The organism is Flavobacterium sp. GSB-24 (assembly GCF_027924665.1).
Classification (GTDB): domain Bacteria; phylum Bacteroidota; class Bacteroidia; order Flavobacteriales; family Flavobacteriaceae; genus Flavobacterium.
The window spans coordinates 1724554-1737212 of record NZ_AP027043.1 but is presented as its reverse complement, the minus strand read 5'-3'; the positions used below and the strand labels follow the sequence as shown (position 1 = coordinate 1737212).

Here is a 12659-nt window from a genome sequence, read left to right as displayed (position 1 = left end):
CTATTCGTCTCTAAGTGCTACAATAGGCTTAATTTTAGCGGCTCTGTATGCAGGAAAAAATCCGGCAACTGCGCCAGCAAACACTAATAAAAACAGTGTTGTCAAAGCTACATTAAAATCAACTTCTGGATTTCTAAAATACTCACTCTGAACCATTGGCCCAACAAATTCAAGCAATAATAAACTTGCTAAAAGTCCAACAAATCCAGCGATTGTTGTAATAAAAATTGATTCGTGAAGTATCATTGTGATAATAGAAAATGGAGATGCTCCTAATGCTTTTCTAATTCCAATTTCTTTAGTTCTTTCCTTTACAATAATCAGCATGATATTACTAACTCCCACAACACCAGCTATTATTGTACAAATACCAACCCACCAAAAAAACAATCTGATATATAAATTCAAGTCGTAAAATTGTTTTGCATCTTTAACCGAATTATAAACCCCAACTCCGCTGTCGTCCTCAGGAGCCACCATGTTTTTACTTTTCAATAAGTCTTTTAAATCTTGTGTAAATTTTTCAGACTGAGCCAAAGCTTCATCATAATTATTTGTCTTTTTCAATGTAAAAAACAAATTACTGATTTTATCTCCACCGCCAAAGGTTCTCTGTACTGTTGATAATGGCAAATAAGCTCTAGTTTCTTCACGTTCTCCACCTGGATCAGTAAAAATTCCAACTACTTTGAAATTAATATTATTGATTAATATTTCTTCCCCAAGTGCTTCTTTATCTTTAAACAAGTCCGTTTTTACTTTCATTCCAATAACAGCAACCTTTTCATTATTCTGAAGGTCTTTGCTATTTATATATCGTCCTTGAACTATCGTTAGGTTTTCTATTCCGCCATAATCTGGATCAACACCTCTAAATTGGTAACTTCCAGATTCTTTTCCATAGCTAAAAGACTGTCCCCAATAATTATTGGTTGAAGCTCTTAAATCTAATTTATCTTCAAATTTCTGAACCGACTGATTATAATCGCTATTACGAAATTGAACTTGTCTGCCTGGATTCAACCCTTTGTATTCTTTGGTTGTTGTTCCCGACCAAACTTCTATAATTCCTGCGGCGTCACGCTCAAATTGTTTTTCAATTCCATTTTGAAGACCTTTTCCTGCACCAAGCAGAATAACCAAAATAAATATCCCGGAAGCCACAGAAATTCCGGTTAAGAATGTTCTTAATCGGTTTTTAGAAATGGCTTCAAATATTTCCTGCCAGCGTTCAATATTAAACATAAGACGAAGCTCTAACTTGTTCTACTTTTTTATCATCAATAATTAATCCGTCTTTTAGGACTACATTTCTTTTGCACATTGCGGCAATATCAGGTTCGTGTGTAACAATTAAAATCGTTTTTCCTTCGTCATTAATTCCCTGAATCAGTTCCATAACTTCATAAGAAGTTTTAGTATCAAGAGCTCCTGTTGGTTCATCCGCCAATAAAACTTTCGGATTTGAAGCTAATGCTCTTGCGATAGCCACACGTTGTTTCTGACCTCCAGAAAGTTCATTTGGTAAATGGTGAGAATGTGATCCTAAACCAACTTTCTCTAAATATTTCATTGCAATTTCATAACGCTCTTTCCTTTTAATTCCCTGATAATACAATGGCATAGCGACATTATCTAGCGCAGATTTGTAATTAATTAAGTTAAAAGATTGAAAAACAAATCCTAAAAATTTATTACGATATTTTGAAGCAATCGTTTCGTTTAATTTTTTTATAGGAGTTTTGTCTAAAATATAACTTCCAGAATCGGCTTCATCCAGAATCCCTAAAATATTAAGAAGAGTAGATTTACCCGAACCAGATGATCCCATGATCGCAACTAATTCTCCTTCTTCAATATTAAAATTAATCCCTTTTAATACATGTAATTCTGAACTTCCCATTTTATAGGATTTGTGTAAATCTTTAATTTCGATCATGGTATTGTTAAATTTTTGAGACAATAATAACGTTTTTATTAAGTAAATTATGATAATAAAAAGTTAATAATTTCGTTACCTTTTTGTATAAGACTTCAATCTGTAGTAATTGTTACACTTTTTTAATAAAATATGATTGTTTTCGTAATTTTGTTTCGATTTAAAAATTCACATTAATGAAGCTTTCTTCAATTATTCCAATGTTTATAGTACTTGCAATACTAACAAGCTGTTCTTCTACTCAAAAATTAGAAACATTAAAACCAGAACCAGACGACGCAAGTCCGTTAGTCTACGACAGCAGTCCTTCGTTTATCAATTTACCCATTACGATTAAACTTAGTGATATTGAAAATCAAACAAATGCTCTCTTAAACGGATTAATTTATGAAGACAATACTATCGAAGATGATGATATTGAAATGAAGATCTGGAAACAAGCTCCAATTAAAATTCAGAATGATCCATCAAATCCAGATAAGAGAATAAAAACAATCTTACCGCTTAAAGCTACCTTCAAGTATCGTATTGGCACCAAAAAGTTAGGTGTAGAATTATATGATGTTAGGGAATTTAATCTAAATGGAATTATAACATTGTCCAGCGAAGCTGCTCTAACAAATTGGAAACTTACCACCAAAACTGAATTCAAATCTCTTGACTGGAGCGAGAGTCCAACAATGAGCATTTTTGGTAAAAATATGCCGATTACGTATTTAATAAATCCCGCAATTTCTATTTTTAAAGATAAATTAGAAAAGAAAATAGATGAAGCTATTGAAAAATCAATGGATTTTAAACCGAATGTGCTTCAGGCAGTAGAAAAAATCTGCACGCCTTTTGAGATGAGTGACACTTACGAAAGCTGGCTGCGAATTGTTCCCATCGAAATTTATTCGACAAATGCCAAACTCAAAAATGATTCTTTCTTACTCGAAATGGGTATGAAATGTAATATGGAAACTATTGTCGGTAAACAGCCTGACTCTAAATTTAACGCCAGTAAAATTGTTCTAAAGCCTGTTGCTAAAATTCCAAATCAGATTTCTGCCAATATTGCTGCTATTTCAAGTTATGTTGATGCTTCAAAAATTATGACCAAGAATTTCGCTGGTCAGGAATTTGGTTCTGGCAGCAAAAAAGTAACGGTTAAAAATGTTACAATCTGGCATAAGGACGGCAAAATGGTAATTGCATTGGATGTTTTAGGCTCTATAAATGGAACGCTTTATTTAAATGGATTTCCACAATATAATCCACAAACCAAGGAAATTTATTTCGAAAAACTAGACTATGTATTAGACACCAAAAGCAGATTGATGAGAACTGCCAATTGGCTTGCACAAGGATACGTTTTACGAAAAATGGAAGAAAGCTGCAGATATTCTATTCAGCCTAATTTGGAAGAAGGTAAAAAAAGTATGGCAGGCTATTTAAAAAACTACTCTCCGATGCCTGGTGTATTTGTAAATGGAAAAATAGAAGATATACAGTTCGATAAAATTCAGCTTACCAATCAAGCCATTATTGCTTTTATAAAAATAAACGGAACTGTAAATGTTTCCGTTAACGGACTTAAATAAAAAAAGCAGTGTAAAATTACACTGCTTTTTGTTTTTTAGATTGATACATTCGATAAATCAAATATCCTATTATCATTACCAGTAAATACGGAATGGCCATTAAATAAACAATTCCGTCATTAACTGCTTCTGCTTTCTTAATATTAGAATCACCAGACAAAGCGGCGCGACACATGGCACACTGAGCATTTGCTGCAATTCCAATAAAGAAAATACAAATCGCAAATACAAAAGTTTGAAACTTGAATTTTCCTTTATGTATTTTATTTTTAGTTAGCATAATATGGTGAAATCATTAAAAAAACTATTACTCCAGTCACAGCAACATACAACCAAATTGGAAAAGTAATTTTAGCTATTTTTCTATGTCTGTCAAATCGCTGCGCCAATGCTCTTACATAAGTAATTAGTACAAGTGGGATAATTGCTATCGACAGTAAAATATGAGTGATCAAAATGATAAAATATAAGTATCGTATTGAACCTACCTTTGCACTTTCTGCCAAATCAAGAACTCCATCATGATTTAAATCACCAAATTTAGTCGAATCTGCTGTCATATGATAAGCCACATACATAACCAAAAACGCTACAGATAAGGCAATTGCAAAAGTCATTAATCGTTCGTGTAATTTCTGGTTTCCATTTTTTATTGCTAAAACGGCCCAAACCAAAACAATAGCTGTAACTCCATTAATTGTTGCATAGATGGGAGGCAGTACAGACAATGGCTCTACATTAAAACCAAAATCTTTTAGTTTTACTCCAAACAAAATTGCAACAACAACGGGAATTACAATTGAAACAGCAATAATTAATTTACTATATTTTTTCTCTAGATTATTATCTTCCATTTTTATTCTTCTAATAAAATTTTAATGTCTTGTTGAATATCACGAACTCCTTTTTTATCTAGACCATCATAATAAATAGTTGGATTTCCGTAGTTATCTTTTCTGCAACGAATATTACCATCTTTATCAATCAAGGCAAATAAACCAGAATGCTCAAATCCGCCGCTAACTTTATCATTTTCACCAGCATAAAGATTAAAACCTTTGTTTGATAAATCCATAATTACATTTCTATCTCCTGTCAAGAAATTCCAATTTGAAGATTTTACACCAAGCAGCTTAGCATGATCTTTTAAAACCTGCGGTGTATCATGTTTTGGATCAATTGTTATAGAAACAATTCCAAAATTAGGATTTCCAAAAAAAGCTTTTTCAATTTCCAGCATACTCATATTCATTTTTGGACAAATAGAAGGACATGTTGTAAAGAAGAATTCTAAAACGTATACTTTTCCTTTATAAGTATCATTTGAAATTTTGACATTATCTTGATTCGTCAATTCAAATTTTGGAGCTGGCCCAATTGTCAAAAGCTTTGCTTCTTTTGAAGATTTAGAACCAACATTATCTAAGCGATTTCCTTTTACGACTTCACCGTTTTTTACTCGATCTACAATTTTAGGAACTGCATAAATCCCAAAAATCAAAATGATAAAGGAGATTCCTATATATGATTTATTTTTGAACATTATAAATGAATTTTAAAGTTGCTTTGTGGCGTTATGATTCTTCTTTAAAGCGGCGCGGTATTCGTATAAGATAATTTTAAAATCATCCAGCATTTCATTGCTTAGTTCTGACGGATGAAAAGTATCATACCCTTCCTTATACTCGTCTTTATCTTTTCTTCCTCTTAAATTGCGTTCTTTATCAATGATATAAACATTTGAAGTTCCAAGATTCTGATTTAGTTTCTGTTTTAAATGAAGCTGATCATAGAATTTTTGAATTTCATCATTTGAAGCAAATACGAAATTCCAGTTTTTAACATCTGTAAAAGGAGATAAAGCGTCAATAATTTTCTGAGCTTCTTTTTCGGTACCAAGCGGACATAAAACTACAAACTGAAGATCTTCAAAACCATTATAACGTTTATAGATTTTTTCATTTAAGTTAAAATAATTCCCTCTATTATCTAATATATTTGAACCTGAAAAACCAAGTACAGTTATCTTTTTATCAAGAGAAACTTTTTTTCCGTTTAATGATTTCCAATTTCCGAAATCAGCAACTTTTGGTGTTATTACAGGAAGTGTTGTAAAACTATTTACCCCAGAAGCAAAAAATAAATAAGCTACAATTGGCAGGACAAAAAGTACAAAGAGAACTATATTTTTTTTCATTGTATTAACGGAAATTATTGAGGTACAAAAATAAAAAAATCCCGATGTTATCGGGACTCTTTTCGAATTAATATCATGTTAAAAATTCCATTTAATAGTAGAATCTTTAAAAACCCCATAAATATAATGTCCTTCTGTCAATAGAATAAACAATAAATATAAAACTAGGAAGATAACAGGAGAAACAACAGACCATCTAAGGCTGCTTTTTTCACCTTCCATGTGCATAAATGCCCATACAATATAATATGCTTTAAAAACTGTAAGGATATAGAAAATCCAGTTTAATAAATTCAATCCAACAAAATGAGTGAATTCTAATGATGCAGGTTTGTAGATACCTAATATAACTTCTACTGTAGTTACTACAGAAAGTAATGCGAAAACAAACCAGATTCTTTTTGTATTTGATACGTGCTCGTGTGACATAATGATTAAATTCTAAAAATTAAACTAGGTAGAAAACTGTAAATACAAATACCCAAACTAAATCTACGAAGTGCCAGTATAAACCAACTTTCTCTACCATTTCGTAGCTTCTTCTCTTCTCGTAAGTACCTAATAATACATTAAAGAAAATGATGATATTAATGATAACTCCTGAGAATACGTGGAATCCGTGGAAACCTGTAATAAAGAAGAAGAAATCAGCGAATAATTTATTACCATATTCGTTTCTAATCAAGTTAGCACCTTCTACAACATATTTAGCATTTGCTAAATGAGCTTCAGATTCTTCTCTTGATAAAACAGTCTTTTTCTTTTTATCAGTAAGTTTTTCTGTTCTAATTAAAATTTCTGGATGAGCTTTAAATCCTGCTTGAACTTCAGCAACTGTGTAAGTTGGAAGAGATTGTGCATCTTCCATAAACCAAGTTGAATGACTTCTTGTTAAAGCTTCTCTTTGTTCTGGCAATTTAACAGCAAAGTCAGCCAAAGCTACTCTTTTACCATCTTTATCCACAAATTGAAGTAAACTACCTCCAACTGTTTCAACTGCACCATATTCACCTTTAATGAAGTTTTTCCATTCCCAAGCTTGAGAACCAACGAAAATTAAACCTCCAATAATAGTTAAGAACATATAAATTGCAACTTTTGTCTTTTTCAATTGGTGACCTGCATCAACAGCTAATACCATTGTTACAGATGAAAAGATCAAAATAAAAGTCATTAAAGCTACATAATACATTGGAGCCGCAACACCATGCATAAATGGAAAGTGAGTAAACACTTCATCAGCCAAAGGCCAAGTTTCAATAAATTTAAATCTAGAAAAACCGTAAGCTCCTAGAAATCCAGAGAATGTTAAGGCATCTGATACGATAAAAAACCACATCATCATTTTTCCATAACTTGATCCTAGTGGCTGGATCTCATGACCGCCTCCCCAAGTTTTTTCGTCGTTGTTTGCAGTAGTAACTGTCGCTCCCATAAAAGATATTCGTTAAAAAGTTCCCAAATTTACGTTTTTTTCTTATTTAAAGAAAAATAAAAATAAAAATAAATATACCCATAATAAATCCAAAAAGTGCCAATACATCGCACCTAGTTCTATACCAAGAGTTTGAGTCGAATTGTATTTTTGTTTAAAATGATTATAAATTATAATTAAAAGTGAAATTAATCCGCCAGCCAAGTGTAACAAGTGCGTAACCGTTACAACATACAAGAAAGTTGTAGTAATTGAACTACCTTCTCCTGTAAAATAATATCCTTGTTCAACAATTTGTCCAAATCCTTGAAATTGTAACACTACAAATAAAATCCCTAACGCTAAAGTTCCCAAAAGCAATCCCGTAACAGCGCTTCTGTTGTCCTTTTGGATGGCTTTTTTAGCCAGATAAAAAGTAACACTACAAGCAATAATTACAGCTGTACTCCAATAAAACGCAGAAGGCAGCTCAAAATTCTTCAACCAGTCTGCTCTTGATTTACTTACTACAAATGCACTTGTTAATCCAGCAAACATCATGGTCATACTAACCATCGCAAAAAGAAGAATCAGTTTTGCTGATTTCGACTTTCTTACTTGTTCTTCATTTGTTGTCATTGTCATTTCCATAACTATCTTAAAAATTTATCTACTATATATACAATTTGTAAAAGCGAAATATAAGAAACACTTACCAGCATTAATGTTCTAGCTGCTTTGGCAGTTCTTAACTTGTACAAACGAACTGCATAAAAAAGCATCCAAATACCTAACAGAAAAACTAAAATTGCTGAGATTGGAGAAATAAATAATTGTCCTGTAAAACCTAAAACCGGCAGCAATGATGCTATTATAAGCCAAATTGTATATAAAATAATTTGTAATGCTGTTCCTTTGTCTTTTTTACCTGTTGGCAGCATAAAAATCCCTGCCTTCTCATAATCTTCATATAAAAACCATCCGATAGACCAAAAATGCGGAAACTGCCAGAAAAACTGAATTAGAAACAAAGTTCCTGCTTCGATGCCAAATTCTCCTGTCGCCGCTACCCAGCCCAGCATAAATGGAATTGCTCCTGGGAAAGCTCCAACAAAAACAGACAAAGAAGTAACCGTTTTTAATGGCGTATAGATACTTGTATACAAAAATATAGATATTGCAGCAAACATTGCCGACTTTGCATTTATCGTATAAAGAAGCGCAATTCCTAGAATCGTAAGCAGGCTTGCTACTAGCAAAGCTACTCTTGGAGACATTCTGCCTGAAGGAACTGGACGATTTTTAGTTCGATCCATCAACGAATCGATATCTTTTTCTATTACTTGATTAAAAGCATTTGATGCCCCAACCATGCAATATCCTCCAACTGCTAAAACAGCCAAAGTACTCCATTTAAATGGATGTTCAGAATCAACTCCTAACAAATATCCTGCAATAGAAGAAAATAAAACACTAATAGCCAATCCAGCCTTAGTAATCTCTTTAAAATCTAGAAATATTGATTTGATTGATAATGTATTTTTTGCAGCGTTCAATACCGTTGTTGTTTGTGTATTTTTTTGAGTGCTGCAAATGTACAAATTAGATTGTAGAATTTAGACCTATAAAAATAGATTTTTTTCAATAAAACCTTTACAAATTAAGAACTCGCCATACTTTAACACTATTATTTCGAAAAATCTTATTAAAAACTAGTAATCAAAATACCAATTGAAAATATCTGAACGCAAACCTATACTAAACCAAGTTGTACTTTGCTTAAATGTTGCAGCAGTTTCCTGCGTTGGGTCGAAATTTCGATAAATTAAACTTCCAAATAATTTCAAATTTGTCATCGGATTAATCAAATATCCGCCTTGAATATCCGCGATGAAAATACTTGTTTTATTTCCCTGCCCTACTTTTACACCTGTATTATAAGGACGGTTTTCATCATAGCTTTTATAAATATTGCCACCATAGTTATACGAGTCTTCAGCTGTGTCAAAATCTAAACCTCTTGTTCCCATCGTAAATTTAGCATCTCCAAACAAACGTCCTTTATGATAGCGGCCAATCACAATTAACTCTTTAAAGTTTCCTCCCCACTGGTGCCCAACGCTTTGATTATTGTGTCCGTAATTTGTAATAACTGCGCTATGAGAGTACACATATGGACGTACATGGTTAAATTCTACCTGAAACAATAAATCTTTTACATTAAATGCATTGAAATATTTTGCTCCAAGCTGGAATCCAAATTTATTTTTCCAGCTTTGATTCCCTGCTCCAACATCCGAAACAGAAAATTCATCAATCAAAAATTGAGAATATAAATTGATGTTATTATTCCATTTGTACTTACCTGTTATCCCTAAAAGCGCATTTCCGCTTCTAGATGAAGATCCAAATTCTACTGCACGATAAAAAATTATAGGGTTCACAAAATTAATATCAAAACCTCTGTTGTTGGTATTTGTCCAGACTACAGATTCAAAGAAACCTAAATTTAATCTATTTGAAACATTCCAGCTCAAATAATGGTTTGCCATGAATTTTGTAGCATATGTTCTATCTACCGTTACCTCTGGGCGAACATCTTTCATCCACATATAAGTATTGGTATACTTAATTTTCCAGAAATTGGTATTAATTTTAAAATAAGGATAAGGACTTGCTCCATCGCTTTCTAAAAGCGAACGATAACCATCTCCTATAAAATTTCGGCCATACCCCAATTGCAGATCAAAAATTTTGTTTGGTGTAAACGTAATATTGGCATCAGCCAAAGGAAAATCATAAGCATCTGTTTTGAATCTTTTTGCAATCCCAACTCCTGGAATTATCGCAGGATTTCCACCAGATGGCTTGATTGACTCTGCATAATCATTAAAATAACCTGCAAATCTCCCTTGACTTTCAAAAAATGTAGTTGTAAAATTGATCTGTTTTCCTAAACCTCCTCTAAAATTCAATGCTCTTGTATTTACATAAGTATATGATGCATCAAGATCTGAAGCTTTACCCATTTGCAAATCGACAATAGGGTTCAAAGAAAACCAGTAATCTTCTCCTTGAATCTGTACTAGATTTTCGTTCCACCATTTTCTTCCCAGCCAGGTTGAAACATTTTTCTGCAAAGACTCATTAACGGCTTTTAAGTTATAATACTTAGAAACCTCAGCATACGTATAAGGTTTAGAAGCCGTATGATTATTGCTTCCCACTTGGTTCATTGCCGCATCGAACTGAGCATAATAACTGTGAGAAAAAGGAATATTTAAATGACTTTCAAATTCTGGATTATTGTATTTTTTATATACAATGCTATCCAGCTCTGTCATTGGTTTTTCAATTGGCTTTAAAATTTCAGATGCCGCCAAAGCTTCAGCAGCAAGCTGCTCTGAACTTTTAAGCGGCAAATCGATAGAAATTGTATATTTAGAATAAGTAGCTTTTCCGTTGTAAGTTGACGGCTTTATTTTTGGAAATTTTTCAAATACTCGTTTTGCTTCTTGAGACAATTCATCATTTGCTGCTGATACATAAATTACTTTAAATTCTCCTTCTGCATTCACTTCAAAAAGTACTTTTACTGCACCTTTATAATTATTTTGCTTTAAGTTTTCTGGAACTTGAAAATTATTAAATACAAAATCCTGAACTTCTTTATAAAAACAATTTTCTAGTTTTTTACCTTCTAAGTTTTCGCAGTTAGGAAAAACAGGAAACATTTCTGCCGTAAAACCCGGTTGAACAGAAGCACCATTTTGCTGTGAAGAAACAATCAAAAATGAAAAAATTAAAACAAGGGATAAAAAAAACTTATTCACTTAAAATATAGGTATTTATTTAATATTGATTTGGGGAATTTTCTCCGTTTGAAATTGCTTTTGCCGCTGAAGTTCCTATGCGCTTAACTCCTAAATTGATCATTTCTGATGCTTCTTTATAAGATCGCACACCTCCAGCTGCTTTTACCGATAAAGGTGAAGCATTTTCAAGCATTATAATTATAGTTGGAATTGTCGCTCCATTAGGAGCATTGTTATCTGTTCTATAAAATCCTGTTGAAGATTTTACAAAAACTGAAGCAAAGTCTTCTTCTTGAAAATTTGAAACTACAACATTTTTTATCAAAGCCGATAGTTGAATAATTTCTTTATCTGTTAAAGCCGCAACTTCTATAATCCATTTTACAGTTTTGTTATTCGCTAGACCAATCTGGGTTCCAAATAAAATTTCTTGTTTTATTAAATCTATTTCCCCATTTTTAAAAGCTTCATAATTACAAACAAAATCCAGATCGTCGGCTCCATTTGCAATTGCTTCGTTTGCTTCTTTAATCTTAGTTTCAAGACTTGACTTCCCTTCTGGAAAATCAATTACAGTTCCTACTAACAAAACAGAATTGGCTTCTGAAATCATTTCTTTAGCCAGAGAAACATATTCTGGCCGAATCATAATTAATTTAAATCCTTCTTGAATAGCTTCTTGAATGGCCTTTTTAACCACAATTGTATTTTCTGCTTCAGAAAGACCAGCTTGCGATGCAGTTTTTAAATATGTGGAGTCTAAATATTGCTTTACATTTATCATGATCGAAGTTGCAGAAAACCAGCACAAAAGTACATTTTATATTGATAAAAAACAGCGTTTTAAAAGTTTGCTTTTCTTGTAGAAAAAAACCCACCGAAGTGGGTTTCTAATATTATATTTTATTGATTTGCTTTTTAAAGGCTATAGCAGAAAAAACTGCCGTGAACGCCCCAAGCGCATTTGCTAAAACATCTGCAACATCCGAAGCTCTGGTAACTGTAAGAGCAGCTTGCAGGATTTCGATTGTAATTCCAAAAAAAACAGAAAAAATAAACGAAATCAAATAAGCTTTATAATCGTCTGCTTCTTTTCCTTTTAATTCTTTTTTGAAAAACAAAATCCATGAAATTGTAAATCCAAAGTGGAAACAGAAATGTACAATTTTATCAAGACTTGGAATATTAACTGCTGGTAAATTACCCGAATCTGTCAAACAGAAATAAGCAATAATTCCAGAACAGACAATCGCCCAAAGTAATAATAACTGTTTAGGCACCGATTAATGTTTTATAAGCTTCATCAGATAATAAAGAATCAATCTCTGATGCATCAGCAATTTTAATTTTAATCATCCATCCTGCTCCATAAGGATCAGAATTTACAGTTTCAGGAGCACTTTCTAAGTCTTCATTAAAAGCAATGATTTCACCTGTTAATGGTAAAAATAAATCTGAAACTGTTTTTACAGCTTCAACAGTTCCAAAAACTTCATCTTTTGAAAGTGTCTGATCTAAAGTTTCTACCTCAACATACACGATATCCCCTAACTCTTTTTGTGCAAAATGAGTAATTCCTACAGTCGCAACATCTCCTTCGATGCTAACCCATTCGTGATCTTTTGTGTACTTTAAATTTGCTGGTATGCTCATAATAGTATGTTTGAAAATTGATAATTTAAAATTTAAGCCACAAATGTAATAATCTTCT

The 12659-nt window shown here is 32.3% G+C and carries 15 protein-coding genes; 1 reads left to right on the top strand and 14 read right to left on the bottom strand.

Features of this window, described 5'->3' with window-relative positions; all coding sequences use genetic code 11:
• On the bottom strand, positions 1 to 1245 hold the full coding sequence (locus QMG60_RS07700; protein WP_057117425.1) for an ABC transporter permease: 1245 nt from the start codon (positions 1243 to 1245) through the stop codon (positions 1 to 3).
• Positions 1238 to 1939: an ABC transporter ATP-binding protein gene (locus QMG60_RS07695; RefSeq protein ID WP_057117426.1), complete on the bottom strand. Its 702-nt coding sequence runs from the start codon at positions 1937 to 1939 to the stop codon at positions 1238 to 1240. Before QMG60_RS07695 ends, QMG60_RS07700 begins: the two co-directional genes overlap by 8 nt.
• A 176-nt stretch (positions 1940 to 2115) precedes the next feature.
• Here QMG60_RS07695 and QMG60_RS07690 point away from each other — a divergent pair, with 176 nt between their 5' ends.
• Positions 2116 to 3522: a DUF4403 family protein gene (locus QMG60_RS07690; protein WP_281867387.1), complete on the top strand. Its 1407-nt coding sequence runs from the start codon at positions 2116 to 2118 to the stop codon at positions 3520 to 3522.
• Positions 3523 to 3538: 16 nt separating this feature from the next.
• Here the strand turns inward: QMG60_RS07690 and QMG60_RS07685 are convergent, their stop codons facing one another.
• The 12 genes from QMG60_RS07685 to gcvH form a co-directional block, all read right to left on the bottom strand.
• Positions 3539 to 3802: a hypothetical protein gene (locus QMG60_RS07685; RefSeq protein WP_281867386.1), complete on the bottom strand. Its 264-nt coding sequence runs from the start codon at positions 3800 to 3802 to the stop codon at positions 3539 to 3541.
• Positions 3792 to 4376 (bottom strand): DUF420 domain-containing protein, encoded by a 585-nt coding sequence (locus QMG60_RS07680; RefSeq protein WP_057117429.1) that lies wholly within the window; start codon positions 4374 to 4376, stop codon positions 3792 to 3794. Before QMG60_RS07680 ends, QMG60_RS07685 begins: the two co-directional genes overlap by 11 nt.
• 2 nt (positions 4377 to 4378) lie before the next feature.
• Positions 4379 to 5065, bottom strand: a complete 687-nt coding sequence (locus tag QMG60_RS07675; RefSeq protein WP_057117430.1) for an SCO family protein — start codon at positions 5063 to 5065, stop codon at positions 4379 to 4381.
• A gap of 12 nt (positions 5066 to 5077) precedes the next feature.
• A complete protein-coding gene (locus QMG60_RS07670) occupies positions 5078 to 5719 on the bottom strand; it encodes a hypothetical protein (RefSeq protein ID WP_057117431.1) in 642 nt (213 codons plus the stop codon).
• 78 nt (positions 5720 to 5797) lie between these two features.
• Positions 5798 to 6148: a cytochrome C oxidase subunit IV family protein gene (locus QMG60_RS07665; RefSeq protein WP_057117432.1), complete on the bottom strand. Its 351-nt coding sequence runs from the start codon at positions 6146 to 6148 to the stop codon at positions 5798 to 5800.
• 19 nt (positions 6149 to 6167) lie between these two features.
• Positions 6168 to 7154, bottom strand: a complete 987-nt coding sequence (locus QMG60_RS07660; RefSeq protein WP_057117433.1) for a cytochrome c oxidase subunit 3 — start codon at positions 7152 to 7154, stop codon at positions 6168 to 6170.
• Positions 7155 to 7196: 42 nt separating this feature from the next.
• The gene (locus QMG60_RS07655; RefSeq protein WP_057117434.1) at positions 7197 to 7784 is read right to left on the bottom strand and encodes a cytochrome c oxidase subunit 3; all 588 of its coding nucleotides are present in this window, start codon (positions 7782 to 7784) and stop codon (positions 7197 to 7199) included.
• 2 nt (positions 7785 to 7786) lie between these two features.
• Positions 7787 to 8689 (bottom strand): heme o synthase, encoded by a 903-nt coding sequence (gene cyoE / locus QMG60_RS07650; protein ID WP_281867385.1) that lies wholly within the window; start codon positions 8687 to 8689, stop codon positions 7787 to 7789.
• A 156-nt stretch (positions 8690 to 8845) separates the two neighbouring features.
• Entirely contained in the window at positions 8846 to 10966 is a 2121-nt protein-coding gene (locus QMG60_RS07645) for an energy transducer TonB (RefSeq protein ID WP_281867384.1), read from the bottom strand.
• 19 nt (positions 10967 to 10985) lie between these two features.
• A complete protein-coding gene (gene deoC, locus QMG60_RS07640; protein ID WP_281867928.1) occupies positions 10986 to 11729 on the bottom strand; it encodes a deoxyribose-phosphate aldolase in 744 nt (247 codons plus the stop codon).
• Positions 11730 to 11844: 115 nt separating this feature from the next.
• The gene (locus QMG60_RS07635; protein ID WP_057117437.1) at positions 11845 to 12228 is read right to left on the bottom strand and encodes a VanZ family protein; all 384 of its coding nucleotides are present in this window, start codon (positions 12226 to 12228) and stop codon (positions 11845 to 11847) included.
• A complete protein-coding gene (gene gcvH / locus QMG60_RS07630) occupies positions 12221 to 12601 on the bottom strand; it encodes a glycine cleavage system protein GcvH (RefSeq protein ID WP_057117438.1) in 381 nt (126 codons plus the stop codon). The genes QMG60_RS07635 and gcvH overlap by 8 nt, the downstream gene beginning before the upstream one ends.
• Positions 12602 to 12659: the final 58 nt, after the last annotated feature.